General features: G+C 63.2%; 15 protein-coding genes and 4 tRNA genes. 12 read left to right on the plus strand and 7 right to left on the minus strand.

Annotated elements, in window-relative coordinates; all coding sequences use genetic code 11:
• The first annotated feature begins 36 nt into the window (after nt 1-36).
• On the plus strand, nt 37-954 hold the full coding sequence (locus tag AAFN84_RS04655; RefSeq protein ID WP_347513336.1) for a PhzF family phenazine biosynthesis protein: 918 nt from the start codon (nt 37-39) through the stop codon (nt 952-954).
• A 657-nt stretch (nt 955-1,611) separates the two neighbouring features.
• Here the strand turns inward: AAFN84_RS04655 and AAFN84_RS04660 are convergent.
• Together AAFN84_RS04660 and AAFN84_RS04665 are read right to left on the minus strand one after the other, a co-directional pair.
• Nucleotides 1,612-2,313, minus strand: coding sequence for a UTRA domain-containing protein (locus AAFN84_RS04660; RefSeq protein WP_347513337.1), 702 nt, complete (start codon nt 2,311-2,313; stop codon nt 1,612-1,614).
• Nucleotides 2,313-3,677, minus strand: coding sequence for a formimidoylglutamate deiminase (locus tag AAFN84_RS04665; RefSeq protein WP_347513338.1), 1,365 nt, complete (start codon nt 3,675-3,677; stop codon nt 2,313-2,315). Before AAFN84_RS04665 ends, AAFN84_RS04660 begins: the two co-directional genes overlap by 1 nt.
• An 85-nt stretch (nt 3,678-3,762) precedes the next feature.
• Between AAFN84_RS04665 and hutG the strand changes: the two genes are divergently transcribed.
• Nucleotides 3,763-4,578: an N-formylglutamate deformylase gene (gene hutG / locus AAFN84_RS04670; RefSeq protein WP_347513339.1), complete on the plus strand. Its 816-nt coding sequence runs from the start codon at nt 3,763-3,765 to the stop codon at nt 4,576-4,578.
• A gap of 59 nt (nt 4,579-4,637) precedes the next feature.
• On the opposite strand, the gene AAFN84_RS04675 is transcribed toward hutG, so the two are convergent.
• Nucleotides 4,638-4,713: transfer RNA gene (locus AAFN84_RS04675), tRNA-Val, on the minus strand.
• Between the two features lie 247 nt (nt 4,714-4,960).
• Here AAFN84_RS04675 and AAFN84_RS04680 point away from each other — a divergent pair.
• Nucleotides 4,961-5,037 (plus strand) — tRNA-Asp (locus tag AAFN84_RS04680).
• Between the two features lie 156 nt (nt 5,038-5,193).
• Here the strand turns inward: AAFN84_RS04680 and cobT are convergent.
• Together cobT and AAFN84_RS04690 are read right to left on the minus strand one after the other, a co-directional pair.
• The gene (gene cobT, locus AAFN84_RS04685) at nt 5,194-6,207 is read right to left on the minus strand and encodes a nicotinate-nucleotide--dimethylbenzimidazole phosphoribosyltransferase (RefSeq protein WP_347513340.1); all 1,014 of its coding nucleotides are present in this window, start codon (nt 6,205-6,207) and stop codon (nt 5,194-5,196) included.
• 10 nt (nt 6,208-6,217) lie between these two features.
• Entirely contained in the window at nt 6,218-6,982 is a 765-nt protein-coding gene (locus AAFN84_RS04690; RefSeq protein WP_347513341.1) for an adenosylcobinamide-GDP ribazoletransferase, read from the minus strand.
• 182 nt (nt 6,983-7,164) lie between these two features.
• Between AAFN84_RS04690 and cobU the strand changes: the two genes are divergently transcribed.
• The gene (gene cobU, locus AAFN84_RS04695) at nt 7,165-7,683 is read left to right on the plus strand and encodes a bifunctional adenosylcobinamide kinase/adenosylcobinamide-phosphate guanylyltransferase (RefSeq protein ID WP_347513342.1); all 519 of its coding nucleotides are present in this window, start codon (nt 7,165-7,167) and stop codon (nt 7,681-7,683) included.
• 19 nt (nt 7,684-7,702) lie between these two features.
• Here cobU and cbiB read toward each other — a convergent pair whose 3' ends face one another.
• The gene (gene cbiB, locus AAFN84_RS04700; RefSeq protein ID WP_347513791.1) at nt 7,703-8,674 is read right to left on the minus strand and encodes an adenosylcobinamide-phosphate synthase CbiB; all 972 of its coding nucleotides are present in this window, start codon (nt 8,672-8,674) and stop codon (nt 7,703-7,705) included.
• A 282-nt stretch (nt 8,675-8,956) separates the two neighbouring features.
• Here cbiB and AAFN84_RS04705 point away from each other — a divergent pair, with 282 nt between their 5' ends.
• Nucleotides 8,957-10,147 carry a glycosyltransferase family 1 protein gene (locus tag AAFN84_RS04705; protein ID WP_347513343.1) on the plus strand — a complete coding sequence of 397 codons (1,191 nt, stop codon included), beginning with the start codon at nt 8,957-8,959 and terminating at the stop codon, nt 10,145-10,147.
• A 10-nt stretch (nt 10,148-10,157) separates the two neighbouring features.
• Nucleotides 10,158-10,868 carry a hypothetical protein gene (locus tag AAFN84_RS04710; RefSeq protein WP_347513344.1) on the plus strand — a complete coding sequence of 237 codons (711 nt, stop codon included), beginning with the start codon at nt 10,158-10,160 and terminating at the stop codon, nt 10,866-10,868.
• 85 nt (nt 10,869-10,953) lie between these two features.
• Here AAFN84_RS04710 and AAFN84_RS04715 read toward each other — a convergent pair.
• A tRNA-Asn gene (locus AAFN84_RS04715) sits at nt 10,954-11,028 on the minus strand.
• A gap of 180 nt (nt 11,029-11,208) precedes the next feature.
• On the opposite strand from AAFN84_RS04715, the gene AAFN84_RS04720 reads away from it, so the two are divergent.
• From AAFN84_RS04720 to AAFN84_RS04745, 6 genes are all read left to right on the plus strand, one after another.
• Entirely contained in the window at nt 11,209-11,505 is a 297-nt protein-coding gene (locus AAFN84_RS04720) for a PGPGW domain-containing protein (protein WP_347513345.1), read from the plus strand.
• Between the two features lie 88 nt (nt 11,506-11,593).
• Nucleotides 11,594-11,667: transfer RNA gene (locus AAFN84_RS04725), tRNA-Cys, on the plus strand.
• 84 nt (nt 11,668-11,751) lie between these two features.
• Nucleotides 11,752-12,426, plus strand: a complete 675-nt coding sequence (locus tag AAFN84_RS04730; RefSeq protein WP_347513346.1) for a protein-L-isoaspartate O-methyltransferase — start codon at nt 11,752-11,754, stop codon at nt 12,424-12,426.
• Nucleotides 12,427-12,627: 201 nt separating this feature from the next.
• The gene (locus AAFN84_RS04735) at nt 12,628-13,998 is read left to right on the plus strand and encodes a TolC family outer membrane protein (RefSeq protein WP_347513347.1); all 1,371 of its coding nucleotides are present in this window, start codon (nt 12,628-12,630) and stop codon (nt 13,996-13,998) included.
• A 175-nt stretch (nt 13,999-14,173) separates the two neighbouring features.
• Entirely contained in the window at nt 14,174-14,842 is a 669-nt protein-coding gene (locus tag AAFN84_RS04740; RefSeq protein WP_347513348.1) for a PopZ family protein, read from the plus strand.
• Between the two features lie 151 nt (nt 14,843-14,993).
• Nucleotides 14,994-17,777 (plus strand): valine--tRNA ligase, encoded by a 2,784-nt coding sequence (locus tag AAFN84_RS04745; RefSeq protein ID WP_347513349.1) that lies wholly within the window; start codon nt 14,994-14,996, stop codon nt 17,775-17,777.
• Nucleotides 17,778-17,824 lie beyond the last annotated feature (47 nt).

The following is a 17,824-nucleotide window of genomic DNA, read 5'->3' on the forward strand; positions in this document are numbered from 1 at the left end:
GAAGAGTGCCATGGCCGAGTAAGCCTGGAGCAAGCAATGAGCGGACGCAGATACGCGATCTACGACGTCTTTACCGACAAGGCGCTGGCCGGCAATCCGCTGGCGATCGTCTTCGATTGCGATGGGCTGGATCAAGCGGGGATGCAGGCGATCGCGCGAGAGTTCAACTTTTCCGAGACGGTATTCGTCGAGCCCGCCCGCAATCCGGCCCACAACGCCGCGATCCGCATCTTCACGCCGCATTACGAGATGCCGTTTGCCGGGCATCCCACGGTCGGCACCGCCGTGGCTTTGGCAAACGACATCGGCTTGTCGCACGACACCGCCACACTTCTGGTGCTGGAGGAAAAGATCGGTGACGTCCGTTGCGCCGTGACATCGGATGGCGCAGGTCCTGGGTTTGCCGAATTCGATCTGCCGCAACTGTCCGAGCCGCTCGATGCCGAGCTGGACGAGGCGGCGATCGCGGCCGCGCTCGGGCTTGGCCCGCACCAGATCGGCTTCGAGAATCATCGTCCGTCGCTTTGGAGCGCGGGCGTGCCCTTTGTCGCAGTACCCGTCGCTGGTCTGGACGTGGCGGCGGCCATACGCTTTGACGGGCCCGCATGGGCCGAAATGGCGCCTAAGCGCGACAATGGCGCGGTCGCCTGCGCCTATCTCTACTGCCGCGACACGATCGGCCACGACAACGCTTTTCACGCGCGCATGTTCGTGCCTGGCCCCCCGGTTTACGAGGATCCGGCCACCGGGTCTGCGGCGGCAGCCTTTTCCGGCGCGATCGTGGCTTTCGACCAGCCGCAGGACGGCGTCCATACCCACTGGATAGAGCAGGGCATCGAGATGGGCCGCGCGTCTCGCATCCGGCTAGAGATCGACGTCGCCAACGGCAAGACAAGGTCCGCACGAATCGGCGGGCACGCTGTGCGGGTCGCGGAGGGCACTCTGGCTGTATGAACGATGTCGTGGCGAAGGAAATTCCTACCCTCCAGCCGATTGCCGCTGGACAGGTCCGAACTGAGAGGCTATAGGGGCCACCTCTTGCAGCGGTCCTTCGGGATCGCGGCCCGGCGGGTGATTAGCTCAGTTGGTAGAGCAGCTGACTCTTAATCAGCAAGTCAAGTCCTAAAAACGCCCGGAAATGCTGGGTTTTGGGTTTGAAGGCGAAAGAACGGGGCGCACATAGGGCGCAGGAAACGACAGGAAGTTGCGTGAAGGTCGGTGACAGGGGCAGCGTGCTGCGCTATAGCCGACAGTGGAAATGGAATGGGTGATTAGCTCAGTTGGTAGAGCAGCTGACTCTTGTAATGGGAGCTAATTTAGGGAAACCTAATTAGAAAACGCATCAAATTCGGGGAACCCTCACAGCTCGGCTGGTGGCAATCCCGAGCCAAGCCCCCTCGGGGGAAGGTGTAGAGACTAGACGGTGCGGACCTACAGCCTTCGGGCCATGGTCATGGGATAGTCCAGACTGCAAACCCTCCGGGGGCGGCGGAAGCCGTGGCGGTATGTAATCAGCGGGTCGTAGGTTCGATCCCTACATCACCCACCATTTTCTCTCTCGGATCATGATGTTGTAAGGCTTTCCTGCATCATCGCGCCTTCAACCAGCGCTCAAATGGCTGTCGTGATCCTGTGCCCCGGCCGATGAACCAGCCGCAGGAAACTCAGCGGCTTTGACAGGCGGAAACTCGTGCGCTCGACGACGAGCACCGGATCGCCGGTGCGCAGGTCGAGAGCGTCAGCGATGTCTTCGCCAGCAGCTTCAGCCATGATTGCGATAGTGGCGTTGCCGAGTGGCGCGAATTGCAGCAGCCAGCGGTCGACTGCGATGGTCGCGAGATCGGCTTGCGAGATACCTGTCGCTGCAAGTGGGTTCAGCCAGCGATCCTCGAACTGAAGCGGCAGATTGCCGCCGCGATGCACGACCTGCACGTGAAGAAGGTCGATCCCGGCAGGCATGCCAAGCGCTTGCGTCACATTGACGGGCGCTGTTTTCAGTTTCCTTTCCACAAGCTCGAAACGATAGGCATGGCCTGCCGCCTTGATGGCGTCGCCAATGATCGGCACTTCGAGAGGCGCACGACGTGTCGGGTTGGCGGCGACCCGTGTGCCGCTCTTGCGCCTGCGCACGAGAAACCCGGCTTCGGCCAGATCGCGCAACGCACGGCTCACCGTGGAACGGGTGCATCCATAGGTGCTGGCGAGCTCGACCTCGTTGGGTATCTGGTCGCCGGGCTTCCAGGCGCCGGTATGGATCATGCGCAGCAAGTCCCCCCGTATCTCGCTCCATACGGGAAGGGCCGCCGTCGGCATCAAAGCAATGCGCGCAGCCGCGCGACGCTGCGTTGATAGTTGCGCAGGATCTCATCGCGGGCGACATGCCTGCCGTCGTGCACGACATGCCTGCCGGCCGACCAGACATCGGCGATCGGGTTGCCGGCGCCGGCGAAAATTAGCGAATCGATGAGCACGTCCCCGTCCAGCCCAGCAACGTCGACGCTATCGGTGTCGACAGCCACCAGATCGGCAAGCAGGCCGACGGCGATCGCTCCCGCCGGGCGGGCTGCCGCCTGGGCTCCGCCGCGTGCCGCTTCTTCCCACAGGACGCGTCCTGTCGAGCGCGCCGGGCGGGCAAGCGCTGCACGCGACAGATCGCGCAGGCGCTGCGAATAGTCGAGGCTTCGAAGCTCTTCCGCCAATGCGATGCGGATGTTCGAATCGGAGCCGACGCCGAACCTGCCGCCGGCCTCCAGGTAGCGCACGCCGTCGAAGGTACCGTCTCCGAGGCTTGCCTCGGTGATCGGACACAGGCCGGCGACGGCGCCGGTGCGCGCCAATCTCTCGGTTTCCTCCGGAAGCATCTGTGTGCAGTGGATCAAACACCACTTCTCGTCGACATTGGCGTTGTCGAGAAGCCAGGTGACCGGCCGCGCGCCCAACATGCTCTCGACCTCCCGCACCTCCTCGACCTGCTCGGCCAGATGCATATGGATCGGCCTTCCGGCCGCCAATTCGCGACAGAAATCCAGATCGTCAGGTTGCACGGCCCGCAGGGAGTGCGGTGCGATGCCCATGCGCGTGTCGGGGGGAAGCATCCGTAGCGCGTCCTGTGCGCCCTCTACCAGTCGAACGAAGCGCTCCTGCGTGTTGCCGAAGCGGACCTGGCCGGGCTTGAGTTCGCGCCGGTCGCATCCGCCGTATCTATAGAGCACAGGCAGAAGCGTCAGGCCGATGCCCGTCTTCTGCGCCGCTGCCGCGGTTCGTGCCGCGAGTTCCGCGATGTTGTCATACTCGCTCCCGCCCGGCTGGTGATGGAGATAGTGGAACTCGGCAATGGCCGCATAACCAGCCTCGAGCATCTCCATCTGCACCAGCGCCGCGATGGCCTCGATGTCGTCGGGCGTCAACTGGTCGAGAAAGCGGAACATCAATTGCCGCCAGGTCCAGAACGTATCGCGTGGGTCGGGGCCGCGTCTTTCCGTAAGTCCAGCCATCGCGCGCTGGAACGCATGAGAATGCAGGTTGACGGGTGCCGGCAGCAAGCAACCGACCCGCATGCCTTGGGGCGATGTGTCCGCGGCAATCGCTTCGATGCAACCATCCGCGCCAATGTCGATGCGCACACCGCGCTGCCATCCGTCTTGGGTGAGTGCCTGCGCGGCCCAGAGCGTGGTCATGACTTGCCTTCATCCAATGGCCCATATTATGCTTAAGCATAATGGCGCCGCTGACCGGTGCAACACCGAATATGAGGGACAAGCAATGGCTGTGGCCGAGAACGTCGAAGACGCGGATGCGCCGGTAAAGATCGTGCGGGGCGACATTCCGGTGGTTCTCGGCGTTCCGCACGCCGGCACTTGGGTGCCTGAGCCTGTGACTGCCGCGCTGAACGAGACAGGGCGGGGGATCACCGATACGGACTGGCACATGGATCGGCTCTATGATGGCCTGCTGCCTGGCGCAAGCATGGTCTGCGCGCGGTTTCACCGCTACGTCATCGACGCCAATCGCGACCCGTCAGGCGCGAGCCTCTATCCGGGCCAGAACACGACGGGGCTCGTACCCACGACCGACTTCGACGGTAATCCGATATGGGACACGCCGCCCGACGACGCGGAGATCGCGGCGCGCGTGGCGGCCTTTCATCGCCCCTACCATGAGGCGTTGGCGAGCGAGATCGAGCGAGTGAGGGCGCAACATGGCATCGTCATCCTTTATGACTGCCATTCGATCCGCTCCCGGATACCGTTCCTGTTCGACGGCACGCTCCCCGACTTCAACATAGGCACCAACAGGGGTGAGACCTGCGCGCCCGCGATCGAGCAGCTCGTCGAGCGCGTCTGTGCCAGCGCCCACGGTTATACGAGCATACTGAACGGCCGGTTCGTCGGTGGCTGGACGACGCGGCATTACGGCCGGCCCGAACAAGGGGTGCATGCGATCCAGATGGAACTTGCGCAGTCGACCTACATGGACGAACACGCGCCGTGGACATACCGCCCCGAGAAGGCCGATGCCGTACGCCGCGTGCTCGGCGACCTTCTGGAGGGAATCCATCAACTGCACGCGCGGCTGTGAGGCGCGACGACACGCGTGCTCTTCAGTGTCCCGATGCTAATCTTGGAGAAATGGTCGAGTGGTGGGCGATGACGGACTCGAACCGCCGACATCCTCGGTGTAAACGAGGCGCTCTACCAACTGAGCTAATCGCCCTCGACCGCGCGGACCTTTAAGCGCTCGCCGGCTTTTTCGCAAGCGGAAATGCAGCTTCCGCAAGGTCTTCGGCACCAAGCGGGAGCTATCCTGCGGGCGGCGCACGGAAGATTTTCACCGTGCTCTGGCGGTGGTGGCCACTGCGGTGCAAGTTTGTCGAAAATCGCTTGCGCATTCGCTTGACACTACCCGGAGAACCGCTTAATCCACGCCCCACAACGACGCCGCTGAGGCGACACGTTGGTGCGCGGGTGTAGCTCAGTCGGTTAGAGTGCCGGCCTGTCACGCCGGAGGTCGCGGGTTCGAGCCCCGTCACTCGCGCCATTTCTTTCAAGGGCTTGTTAGCCTTTCTTCATGTCAGCCGAGAAGCAATCCCAGTGCGGTCGCAGGGGATGAACCGTACGGCGAAAAATGCGCCTGCTAACATTCGGTCGCTTCGTGCCGATGTAGCTTCGCACCCCTGTTGCGCGCCTGAATCGCTCAGGCGCCGGATACCCCCGCTTCCGCGAACGTCGCCATGCCCGCATGGCAAGCGAGCGCGCCGCGCAGCACGTTGATCGCAAGGCACGCGCCTGAGCCTTCGCCGAGCCGCATACCAAGGTCCAGAAGCGGAGAAAGCCCGAGCATCGACAACAACCGCCGATGCTGCGTCTCGGCCGAGACGTGACCGGCCAACGCGTGGTCGAGCCCGCCGCCGGCAAGCCTGAGCATGGGGGCCGCCGCCGCGGTTGCCACGAAGCCGTCGAGCAGAATCGGGATGCTGTTTAGCCGGGCCGCCAGCGTGGCGCCGAAGATTGCCGCGAGTTCACGTCCGCCAACCCGACGCAGCGCTTCGAGAGGATCGCCGAGCGCGGCGCCGTGAAGCGCGAGCGCGGCGTCGACCGTTTCGGCCTTGCGCAGCAGCCCGGCGTCGTCGACGCCCGTCCCCCGGCCGACCCAGTCGCTGCCGTTGCCACCAAACAGCGCAGCGCAAACGGTGGCCGCGGCAGTCGTGTTGCCGATACCCATCTCGCCGACGCAGACGAGGTCGCAGCTGGAATCGACCGCTGCAAACCCGGCTGTAACCGCATCGAGGAATTCCCCTTCTGCCATTGCCGGCGCCTGCGTGAAGTCCTTCGTCGGCTGCTCGATAGCGAGCGGCGTGACCTTCAGCGTGGCGCCCGCCTGCCGCGCCAGTTGGTTGATGGCGGCGCCACCTGCCTGGAAGTTGGCGACCATCTGTCCGGTGACTTCTGCCGGAAAGGCGGAGACGCCGCGCGCGCTCACGCCATGAGCGCCGGCAAAAATGAGAACTTCGGTACGATCGATGCGCGGTACCGCGCGTCCCTGCCACCGCGCCATGAAGATTGCGAGTTCCTCGAGCCGCCCGAGGCTGCCCGGCGGCTTGGTAAGCATCGACTGACGCTGAGTGGCCGTGTTTGCCGCATCCTCGTCGCCGTTCGGGAGGTCGGCGCACAGGCGGCGCAATGATTCGATGGAATCGGAGTGGTTCATGAGGTCTCCGTCATGTCAGAAGCGTTGCGGCAACGACCAGCACGCCGACTTCACCGGCTTGTTGCAATGCACCGAGCACATCGCCCGTCTGCCCGCCGATCTGCGCCATTGCGAGGTTTCGCATGGCAACGACCGTGCAGGCGAGCAGCGCCATACAGACGAGCGCGCATTCGATGCCGGTGGGAAGAAGCAGGGCGATGCCGATGGCAAGTGCCGCCAATGCAACATCTGCATCGACAGCGCCGGCGCGGTCGGCAAGGCCGCCGGGCCGCGCCGATGGCAGCCAGGCCATGAAAAGCGGGATCAAGGCCCGCGACGCTGCGTGCGCGGCGACAAGCGTCGCCAGAATCACCGATGTGCCAAAGGGCGCGATTGCAACCATGGCGGACCATCGCGCCAGCAGCGAGACCATCAAGGCGAGTGCGCCGTAGGTGCCCAGCCTGCTGTCCTTCATGATTGCAAGCTTGTCGTCCCGCGTTCGTCCGCCGCCGAACCCGTCGGCGACATCGCCGAGGCCGTCTTCATGGAGCGCGCCTGTCAGAAGCGCGCCAGCAGCGAGCGTCAGGGCGGCTGCGATGCCCGCGGGCATGCCGATCGACAAGACGACGATGTAGGCGGTCGCGATGCAAAGCCCGATCAATCCGCCGGCCACGGGCGTGGCCCATTGCGCCTGTGCCAAGCCTCGCGATGTGGTGACCGTTACCGGGATCCTGGTAAAGAAGCCGACGCAAAGGCCGACGTCCTGCAAAAGCATGCGCGCGGCGGGCAGGGCCATTGCTTTCCTCGTGCGATGGCGGGAGAGAGAGTGCACCCGTAGGTGTGCATCGGGAACATGTCAACGCAGTGAAATGCGTGGCGGCGGAGGTCGACAGTCGGTCGGTGGCCGGGCGATAGCAGGGGAGTGGACGGACTTGAGGGCGGCATTGAAAGCGAAGCTGACGACCATCGGACATGTCCATGCCTGAGGCAGTGCCATCGCTCACTTTCGTCCTCGGCGGTGCACGCTCCGGCAAGAGCCGCCATGCCGAAGCCCTGATCGCCGCGCATCCCGCGCCCTGGTGCTACATCGCCACTGCGCAGGGGCTCGACGCGGAGATGCAGGAGCGCATCGCGCATCACCGCGCCCGCCGCGATGCACGCTGGTTCACGATCGATGCGCCATTCGACCTCTTGGAGCCGCTCGCCGACGTGCCGCATGGCCGGCCGGTGCTGGTTGATTGCCTCACGCTTTGGCTGACGAATGTGATGCTTGCCGAGCGGGACGTCGAAGCGGAATGCCGCATCCTTGCCGAGCGGCTGTCGGCACCGCGTGGACCATGGGTGGTCGTGGCAAACGAAGTCGGCCTCGGCATCGTGCCCGACAATGCGCTGGCACGGCGTTTTCGTGACGCTGCCGGTCGCCTTAACCAGATGGTCGCGGCAAAGGCGGACCATGTGATCTTCATGGTCGCCGGGCTTCCGATGACGGTGAAGTAGGGCGCGGCTCGAGGTCTGGTCACCAGACGGAGAGAAGCATCAACAACGCGGCCAGGCATCCCATAAGCGCGATCAGCAGCCAGTCTGCGATCCAGTAGAGTCGCAGCGCGCGGCGGATGTCGGCTGCGCCGAGATCCCGGCGACCGTTTCCCATGAAGCCGTCATTCACGACCACGCCGGCATAGGTGCGTGGGCCGGCCAGCGCCAGATCGAGCGCTCCGGCCATCGCTGCTTCGGGCCATCCGGCATTCGGCGACTTGTGACGCCTGGCATCGCGCCAGGCCGCGCGCCACGCGCCGGTTGCGGAAGCGCCCGGCATCATCGCCGCGGCAACGACAATCAGCAGCGCCGAAAGGCGGGATGCCGGGAGATTTACGAGGTCGTCGATGCGCGCCGATGACCAGCCGAAAGCCAGGTAGCGCGGCGATCTGTGTCCGATCATGCTGTCGGCCGTATTGATCGCCTTATAGGCGAGACCGCCCGGCAACCCTGCCGCAGCGATCCACAATGCCGGCGCGACGACACCGTCCGAGAAATTCTCGGCGAGGCTTTCGATCGCCGCGCGTGCGACACCTGCCTCGTCGAGGCTGTCCGGGTCTCGCCCGACGATCCGTGACACTGCAGCGCGGCCGGCATTCAGACCGCCCGAATCGAGCGCATCCGCGACCGCCTTCACATGGCTGCCGAGGCTGCGCTGGGCGAGGAGGGATGAAGCGAGCAGCGATAGTACCCAAAACCATGGACCGGCGCCGAGCATGGCCTGCAGCGGGATCGCGATTGCCATGGCTGCCGCTAGCATGATCAGCAGCGTCGCCAAACCTCCAAGACGCCGCATAGGATCATTCCAGGCGGGACGATTGAGGGCCCGCTCGAGGATCGAGATCACGCTGCCGATCCAGCTCACGGGATGGCCAATGAAGCGATAGAGCCGGTCAGGGTAACCGACCGCGCGCTCGATCATGAGGGCGATAAGCGCAAGAAGGATGAACAGGAGCGGCAGCTCTGTCGCCGGAAATCGACTCACGGTGCGGTGTTCCTCGAAGGCATGCGGGGAATGCCTCCAATGCCATGGGCGGCAAGCCGGTGCATCCGGTTTCTCAGGGCATGAGCCATGCGTCGGTTAAACCGGGCAGGGGGGCGCGCCAGCTCTCCGTCACTGAAACACCGCCGTCATCTTGCCGACGAACAGTTCAGGACTAGTTCGGGCTGACGGGCATCGGTGCATTTGACAGGCAGCGATGCCCGCTGTGTCGGACTTGCCAGGGATTTTCCATTGCGATTGATCATTGACGGTTGGAGCTTGCACCCTCCGAAGAGCGGAATTGGCGTTTATACGTTCGAGTTGCTGTCTCGACTGTCACAAAGGGAGGCGGTGGACGGGCTCGAAGTGTACATGGATGGAGCGATCTGCTCTTTCGACAATGCCTTGAAAGCCACTGAGGTCGTCGATGAGGCGCCCGGTCCGGACGATCGGGCTTCTCTAGCCCGGCGTGCGTGGAGACAAGCCAAACGCCTGCCGGCGGTCGGTCCCTTCCTGAGCCGGTCGAGAGGCTCCTATCTCAAGCGGAAGCTGGAAAGGAACCTCTCGGCTCGGCCATTCGTCTTCCACGCGCCGAACTTCGTGGCGCCGATTCATCGCGGCAGCCTGGTGGTGACCATCCACGATCTGTCCTTTCTGCGCTATCCGGGCATGCACACGCGGGACAGGCTGGACTGGATCATCGATGGCGTTGAACGAAGCGTGAAAGATGCGTCGCGAATCATCGTCCCGTCGGAGTTCACGCGCCGCGAGCTTCTGCATTTCTTCGACGATCTCGACGAAGAGCGCGTCGTCGTCACCGCGCTGGGAGCAGGCGATGAATACCGGTCGATGCCCTCATGGGAGAGCAAAGGGACGCTTGAAAAATACAGTCTGGCGCACAAGCGCTTCTGCTTTTTTGCCGGCAACGCGGAACCTCGCAAAAACCTTCTGCGCCTGCTTGATGCGTGGGGGAAACTTTCGCCCGACCTTGCCCGGGCGTACCCGCTTGTCCTGGCGGGGCCTGGCGGATGGCTTAACCACGAGATTTTCGAGAAGGCCGAACGTCTTGAAGAGGCCGGTCTGGTGAGAACCCTGGGTTTCGTCGCCGCCGACGATCTGCCTACATTGATGGCGGGCGCGAGGCTGTTCATCTATCCGTCGCTCTACGAGGGTTTTGGCCTCCCGGTGTTGGAGGCGATGTCATCCGGTGTGCCGGTCATCACCAGCAAGCGCGCATCCCTGCCGGAGATCACCGGATCGTCGGCGTCGTTGATCGATCCAACGGATGTGGATGAAATGGTTTTCGAGATCCAGCGCGTGCTCGAGGACGATCGCCTTTCTGATGCGATGTCCGAGCAGGGTCTTCAGCGCGCGCAACGATTCTGCTGGGACGACTGCGTCGACCGGACCGTGGAGGCGTACCGGCAAGCCTGGAATTCCTAGGCTGCATATGATGGTTTCCACCCCACCGTTGCAGAAACTGGCTTCGCTGCAGATCGTCGGTGCCACATTCCTTCTGGCGATGCTGGGCTTCGCATGCCTTGTCCTGCTGAGCCTCTCGATGGCGCTCGCCTGGACCCCGGTCCCGCACGAAGTCCGGCTCGTCTTCGACGTGGCGTCAGAGGCCAATGTATGGACGTGGGCGAACGTGTCGGTCCTGTCCCTGGCGGCCTACGCCTATCTTTATGCTGCCTATGTCCGCTGGACCTCCTTCATCCCCGGCGCGATTGCATGGTTGCTGCTGGGGGCCGTGCTGCTTGCATTGTCGCTCGACGATCTGGCCGGCTTCCATGAGAAGCTGGGAGCGCTGGGAACCGCGTTCGGAGGAGGATCGGGCCTCACTCATTTCGCTTGGATCATCCCCGGAAGCGTCATCGCGTTGGCGGTTTTGGGCCTTTGCGGCGTGGCGCTGCTGCGTATTGCGGGCAGGCCACGGCGACTCTTGGCAATCGCAGCGATCTCGTTCTTTGCCGGCGCCATTGGCCTGGAAGCGGTCGGCGGCTCCATCTATGCCGCGCAAGGCTACAACACTCTCTATGTCACGACATATCATGTGGAGGAACTGATGGAAGCCGCCGGCGCGACCGTCTTCCTGTGCGCTGGGCTGGCAGACCTGCCGCTCGCAAACCGCTCTCTAGGCGATCTGTTTGCGCGATCCGCCTGATCGACCACGCGGTGAGCATCAGTGCGAATTGCACGCACCGCAGGGGTGCAAAGCGGCGGCGATACTGGATTGTGGAGCTATTTGGTGGCTCCCCGGGCCGGATTCGAACCAGCGACCAACCGGTTAACAGCCGGTTGCTCTACCACTGAGCTACCGGGGAATAGCCTGCTCGTGTGAACGTGGCTGCCTATAGCAAACAGTATTCGGCTTTGCAAAGCGGCAATTGCCGTTTTTTGCGTTTTTCGCTGACAGGCATATGGCATTTGCCTTTGGTCCGCCTCATATCACGTGCTCCCTGCCGTCGGATGCCGGCATTCGCGGCCGAACGGATTGCGACGTGATGGAAAAACCCGAAGAGCCGATCGAGCAGAAGCCCCGGACGATCTCGATCCTCGGTCGCGAGTTCGCGATGCCGCGCTCGCGTATCGCGCGGGTGATAATCGGAAGTTTGCTGGTGCTGTTCGGCCTGCTTGGTTTTCTGCCGGTGCTGGGGTTCTGGATGGTGCCGCTCGGGCTTCTGGTTTTGTCCTACGAGTTCGCCACAGTGCGGCGCTGGCGACGCCGATTCGACCTGTGGTGGGCGCAGCGCAGGGGACGGAGATCCGGCCTTGCCGCGCGCCGGGCGCGAAGGGACTGAACCCTTGGGCTGGAAATTCTCTTCTTGCCGCTTGCCGGCCTCAAGACCCTCTGTTAACAGGTCGCTCACAGAACGCCCAGTGCGGTGAGGCCTCGTGGCGGAGTGGTTACGCAGAGGACTGCAAATCCTTGCACGCCGGTTCGATTCCGGCCGAGGCCTCCACTTACACCGAGCCCGCCGACGGCGCTTTCGGGACGTTCTCCTGATGTTGGTGAAGGGCGTCCGGGCAAGCGGGCGAAAATGCACATGACGGTCGATTTCCAGGAACTGCGGGTCAAGATGGTCGACGGTCAGTTGCGGACCACCGACGTCACCAATGTCGATATCCTCACGGCGATGCTCGCGTTGCCGAGGGAGGATTTCGTCCCGCACAATCGCCGCGAACTCGCCTATATCGACGAGGACATCCTGGTTGCACCCGCACAGGACGGGCGAGGCAGCCGTTATCTGATGGAGCCGTCGCCCTTTGCCCGGCTCGTGCAGCTCGCGGACATCCGCCGGACCGACCATGTTCTCGATGTCGCTTGTGGTACCGGCTATTCCAGCGCGGTCCTGTCGCGGGTCGCGGGCTCCGTCGTTGGCCTCGAGAGTCATCCGGAGCTCGTTGAGACAGCGACCCGTAAACTGGCCGATGGCGGCTTCACCAATGTCGAAGTGGTGGAGGGTGTTCTCGTCGAAGGATGCCCGTCCCGGGCTCCATATGACGTGATCCTCATCAACGGCGCTGTCGAGGAAGTGCCAGAAGTGCTGTTCGAGCAGTTGAAAGATGGCGGTCGTCTGGTGTCAGTCGTGGGACACGGCAACGCGGCGCGTGCGATGTTTCATATCAAGGAGGGCGGGCTGGTTTCCGCCCGCCGCGCCTTCAATGCGGCAGTGATGCCGCTCGAAGAATTCCGCCGCGCGCCGGCATTCGAGTTTTAGCTTGTCGTAATGTTCAAAAAGTCTTGAATTGTTACTAATCTGTAACGCCCTGCCGGAGCGAATTGGTGTAGCGTCTCGAACACAACCGACGGGACGGCTTATTGGCCGGACCGTTTCTGACGTTGCGCCGTGCTTTGGCGAGATTCATTTTGGTTGGGGCTGCTATCCTGCAAGTCCCATCGAAACTGCATAGAGGTGGTCGTGTCTTTCATGAGAAAAGGTCTAATCGCCGCTTTGCTCGCGTCCAGCGTCGTGATGATGGCATCGCCATCGTGGGCTGAGACGTTGCAGGGCGCACTGGCAAAGGCCTATCAGAACAACTCCACCCTCAATTCGGCCCGCGCCGGCGTGCGCATTACCGACGAAGACGTCGCGATCGCCAAGTCAGGATGGCGTCCTGCGGTAGGCGCGTCCGGCAATCTGAGCATCAGCAGCCAGAACAGCGTCGAGATCGCTACCGGTTCATTCGGCGTCCAGATCCAGCAATCTCTGTTCGACGGCTTTCAGACCCTGAACAACGTGCAGGCCGCCGAATCGCGCGTTCGCGCCTCCAATGAGAGCCTGCGCAACAGCGAGCAGGACATCCTGTTCAATGCGGCTGCCGCCTATGTCGACGTGATCCGTGATCGCCAGATCGCCACGTTCCGTGAGCGCAATCTCGAATTCCTTGGAGAGCAGGTCCGCGCGGCGAATTCGCGGTTCGAAGTCGGCGAGGGGACCCGGACAGACGTGGCGCAGGCACAGGCGCAGCAGGCTGCCGCCCAAGCCGAGCTTAGCGCGGCGCGGGCGCAGGTGCAGGCAAGCGAAGCCAACTACCAGCTCTATATCGGCGACCAGCCCGGCCGCCTGGAGGGTGGGCGATCGGTCTCCCATCTGCTGCCCAACAGCATTGCGACGGCGATCTCGATCGCCTTGACTGAACATCCCGCCGTGGTGGCGACGCAGCACCTCGTCGACGCGGCCGGCTTTTCGGTGAAGTCGGCGGAAGGCGCTCTCCTGCCGCAGGTAACCGCGGAGGCCGGCGTCAGCAGGAGTTTCCGCGATTCGAACCTGCCAGGCGTCAATACGCAGAACGGGACAACCAATTCGGCGTCGGTCGGTCTGAACCTGACGATCCCGATCTACCAGGGTGGTCGCGTCTCGGCGCAGGTGCGTCAGTCCAAGGAGTCGCTTGGTCGAGCCCGCATCGAGGTCGACGTTACCCGCGACAGCGTGCGGCAGGCGGTCACCGCAGCTTGGAGCCAGTATATCTCCTCTCAGCAGGTCGTGTCCGCAGGCAGGGAACTCGTTTCGGCCGCGCAGCTCGCGCTCAACGGGGTAATCGAAGAGCGCAATGTCGGCCAGCGCACGACGCTGGACGTGTTGAATGCCCAGGCGGACGTCATCTCGGCACAGATCAACCTTGTCGGTGCGGAGCGCGACGTGGTGGCCGCGAGCTACGCCATTCTTTCCGCCCTGGGGCGCCTGTCTCCTGATCGTCTCGGCCTGAACGTCGCCGTCTACAATCCGCGCGAACACTACGACGCCGTCAAGAACAAGTGGTACGGCACAAAGACGCCAGACGGGCGCTGACCGCGAAAGTCGTCTTCCGTCGGGCCCTTCGGGCCAAACTTGTGCGAAAATGGCGTCTGGGTGCGCAGGGGGTTTTTCCGGCCGCTCTCCGTCGAGTACCCTGATTTGCGATTCGGTTCGTGTTCGAGCAATCGGCGGGACGATGCATCGGGTCGGCAAAGCGGCGAAAGTGAAAATGGCACAGACAGGCAGCGCACAGCGCGAACCCTCGATGGAGGAAATTCTCGCTTCCATCCGCAGGATCATCGAGGACAGCGACGCTGTTCGATCGCCGCTCGACGATGAGAGCCACGCCGAAGTCGAGGTGGCCGGCGTCACTCACGAGCAGGCGAGCGATCCATTCGGCGATGTCGAGGCTTTTCGAACCGATATGGACGAACCGGAAGCGCTGTCGTCGGAGGCTGCACCGACTGCCGGTTTCCTAGATGAACCTACAGCCGAACCGGAGCAATCGGCCCCGATGGCGGAAATTCATCCTCTTCGACGCGAACCCGACCCGGTAGGGCCTTCGGGATTTGCTGGACATGACGAGCATGTGGCCGAACCGTCCTATCCTTCGGCGCCCGAGCATTCATTGCCCGACGAAGCGGAGCGCGCGGACGAGGCGCATGAGGCAGCCGGCGACATCAGGCCGGCGATCATTTCTGACCAGACCAGCCGCCAGGTCGCAGCCGCTTTCGGCGAATTGTCCGAAGCATTCGCAGCGAGCCGGAAAAGGTCCTTCGACGACATGGCGGAGGAGATGCTGCGGCCAATGTTGCAGGACTGGCTCGACAACAACCTGCCGACCCTGGTGGAAAAGCTCGTTCGCGAGGAGATAGAGCGGGTGGCGCGCGGCGGTTGAACCGCTTCGAGCCCTCCCTACATGTAGTGAGTCGCCGCCGTTGAGGCGGCGTTTTTCTTTGCCGGGAACCTCGTGTCCAGCCTAGAGTTGACTTGGCGTGGTGCTTCCGGTTTACACCGGCCCACCATTTCCCAAGATCGCGGATCGTTTCATGCTCGAAAAGACTTACGACGCCAATTCCGTCGAACCCCGGATCGCCAAGGCCTGGGAAGCCGGTGAGGCCTTTGCCGCCGGCGCGGGATCGAGGCCTGGAGCGGACGCGTTCACGATCGTGATCCCCCCGCCCAACGTTACCGGCTCGCTGCATATGGGCCATGCGCTCAACAACACGCTGCAGGACATTCTCGTCCGCTTCGAGCGCATGCGCGGCAAGAACGTCCTTTGGCAGCCGGGCATGGACCATGCCGGCATCGCGACCCAGATGGTGGTCGAGCGCAGGCTGATGGAGAAGCAGATCCATCGCCGCGACCTGACGCGCGAAGAGTTCGTCGACAAGGTCTGGGAGTGGAAGGCCGAATCCGGCGGCATGATCTTCAACCAGTTGAAGCGCCTGGGCGCGTCCTGCGATTGGTCGCGCGAGCGCTTCACGATGGACGAGGGGCTTTCGGAAGCCGTCCTCGAAGTCTTCGTCACGCTCTACCGTGAAGGTCTGATCTACAAGGACAAGCGGCTGGTCAACTGGGACCCGAAGCTTCTGACGGCGATCTCCGACCTGGAGGTCGAACAGGTGGAGATGAACGGGAACCTCTGGCATTTCCGCTATCCGATCGAGGGCGCCGCGTACGACCCGCTCGACCCGTCCACCTACATCACTGTGGCCACGACCCGGCCCGAGACCATGTTGGGCGATACCGGCGTCGCGGTGCATCCGGACGACGAGCGCTACACGCATCTTGTCGGCAAGCATGTCGTGTTGCCGATCGTCGGCCGTCTTATCCCGATCGTCGCCGACGACTATTCGGATCCCGAAAAGGGGACAGGTGCGGTCAAGATGACTCCGGCGCATGATTTCAACGACTTCGAAGTCGGCAAGCGTCGTGGCCTGCGCATGGTCAGCGTCCTCAACACGGACGCCACCATCAACATCATCGAGAACGACGATTTCCTCGACGGGCTCGACGTCACCGAGCTTCGCGAGCAGGTTTGGAAACAGCTTCACGGTCTCGATCGCTTCGAGGCGCGCAAGCTCATCGTCGAGATCATGGAGGAAAGCGGATTCCTCGAAAAGGTAGAGCCGCACCGGCACATGGTGCCTCATGGCGACCGCGGCGGCGTGCCGATCGAGCCGTACCTGACAGACCAGTGGTATGTCGACGCAAAGACGCTCGCCAAGCCGGCGATCGCCAGCGTGCGTGAAGGCCGCACCAACTTCGTCCCGAAGAACTGGGAGAAGACCTATTTCGAGTGGATGGAAAACATCCAGCCCTGGTGCGTCTCGCGCCAGCTCTGGTGGGGCCATCGCATTCCGGCCTGGTACGGACCGGACGGGCACGTCTTCGTCGCCAAGACCGAGAAGGACGCGCTCGACCAGGCCGTCGAGTACTACCTCGCGGTCGACACGCCGTGGCGCGACTGGGTCAAGGACCAGCTCGAGAACTACGAACCCGGCAAGATTCTGACGCGTGACGAGGACGTGCTGGATACGTGGTTCTCGTCAGCGCTATGGCCGTTCTCGACGCTCGGCTGGCCGGAAAAAACCAGGGAACTCGATACCTATTACCAGACCGACGTGCTGGTCACCGGCTTCGACATCATCTTCTTCTGGGTCGCCCGGATGATGATGATGGGGCTTCATTTCATGAAGGAGGAGCCGTTCCACACCGTCTATGTGCACGCGCTGGTGCGTGACAAGAACGGTGCCAAGATGTCGAAGTCCAAGGGCAACGTCATCGACCCGCTCGAGCTGATCGACGAGTATGGTGCCGACGCGCTGCGTTTCACCCTGGCGATCATGGCCGCGCAGGGCAGGGACGTGAAGCTCGATCCGGCGCGCGTCGCGGGCTACCGAAACTTCGGCACCAAGCTCTGGAATGCCACGCGCTTCGGCGAGATGAACGGTGTCGTTCGCAATCCCGATTTCTTGCCTGAGGATGCGAAGCTCACTGTCAATCGTTGGATCCTCACGGAGCTGACGCGTTCGGCCAACGCCGTGACAGAGGGCATTTCGAGCTACCGCTTCAACGAAGCGTCCGCTGCGGCCTACAGGTTTGTCTGGAACCTGTTCTGCGACTGGTATGTCGAGCTGCTCAAGCCCGTGTTCAACGGCGAGGACGAGGCGGCGAAGGCGGAAAGCCGGGCCACGATGGCCTACGTTCTCGACGAGATCTTCAAGCTGCTGCATCCGACGATGCCGTTCATGACGGAGGAGTTGTGGGCGCAGACGGCAGGTGAGGGCACGCCACGCGAGACGATGCTGTGCCACGCCGAATGGCCAACGCCGGATTTCCAGGATTCGGAGGCTGCCGCCGAAATCAACTGGCTGGTCGAACTCGTCAGTGGCATCCGCTCGGTGCGTTCGGAAATGAACGTTCCGCCTTCGGCCACCGCGCCGCTCGTCATGGTCGGTGCCAATTCCGATACGCGCGAGCGTGTCGCCCGCCACCAGCCGGCGATCCAGCGTCTTGCACGCGTCGCGGAGGTGGGCTTCGACGCGGCCGCGCCAAAGGGTTCGGCGCAGATCGTCATCGGCGAGGCGACCGCGTGCCTCCCCCTCGGCGATCTCATCGACGTCGCAGCCGAAGATGCCCGGCTTTCAAAGGAACTCGGCAAGAACGCGGACGAGATCGGCCGTATCGACAAGAAGCTCGCCAATCCGAACTTCGTCGCCAAGGCTGCGCCCGAGGTGGTCGAGGCCGAACGCGAGAAACGCGCCGAGCTGGCCGAAGCCCGCTCCAAGCTGGATATCGCGCTCGCGCGTGTCCGCGACGCGAGCTAGGGGATACAAACCGATTAAATTCGGTCGGCGCGCGCGCGGCATCTTGA

This window comes from Mesorhizobium sp. CAU 1741 (genome assembly GCF_039839275.1).
Classification (GTDB): Bacteria; Pseudomonadota; Alphaproteobacteria; order Rhizobiales; family Rhizobiaceae; genus Aerobium.

What these genes read in the sequence shown, in the direction of transcription:
- AAFN84_RS04655 (WP_347513336.1), top strand. Translation starts at nt 37, where the DNA reads ATGAGCGGACGCAGATACGCGATCTACGACGTCTTTACCGACAAGGCG.
- AAFN84_RS04660 (WP_347513337.1), bottom strand. Translation starts at nt 2,313, where the DNA reads ATGCCGACGGCGGCCCTTCCCGTATGGAGCGAGATACGGGGGGACTTG.
- AAFN84_RS04665 (WP_347513338.1), bottom strand. Translation starts at nt 3,677, where the DNA reads ATGACCACGCTCTGGGCCGCGCAGGCACTCACCCAAGACGGATGGCAG.
- hutG (WP_347513339.1), top strand. Translation starts at nt 3,763, where the DNA reads ATGGCTGTGGCCGAGAACGTCGAAGACGCGGATGCGCCGGTAAAGATC.
- cobT (WP_347513340.1), bottom strand. Translation starts at nt 6,207, where the DNA reads ATGAACCACTCCGATTCCATCGAATCATTGCGCCGCCTGTGCGCCGAC.
- AAFN84_RS04690 (WP_347513341.1), bottom strand. Translation starts at nt 6,982, where the DNA reads ATGGCCCTGCCCGCCGCGCGCATGCTTTTGCAGGACGTCGGCCTTTGC.
- cobU (WP_347513342.1), top strand. Translation starts at nt 7,165, where the DNA reads ATGCCTGAGGCAGTGCCATCGCTCACTTTCGTCCTCGGCGGTGCACGC.
- AAFN84_RS04710 (WP_347513344.1), top strand. Translation starts at nt 10,158, where the DNA reads ATGGTTTCCACCCCACCGTTGCAGAAACTGGCTTCGCTGCAGATCGTC.
- AAFN84_RS04720 (WP_347513345.1), top strand. Translation starts at nt 11,209, where the DNA reads ATGGAAAAACCCGAAGAGCCGATCGAGCAGAAGCCCCGGACGATCTCG.
- AAFN84_RS04730 (WP_347513346.1), top strand. Translation starts at nt 11,752, where the DNA reads ATGACGGTCGATTTCCAGGAACTGCGGGTCAAGATGGTCGACGGTCAG.
- AAFN84_RS04740 (WP_347513348.1), top strand. Translation starts at nt 14,174, where the DNA reads ATGGCACAGACAGGCAGCGCACAGCGCGAACCCTCGATGGAGGAAATT.
- AAFN84_RS04745 (WP_347513349.1), top strand. Translation starts at nt 14,994, where the DNA reads ATGCTCGAAAAGACTTACGACGCCAATTCCGTCGAACCCCGGATCGCC.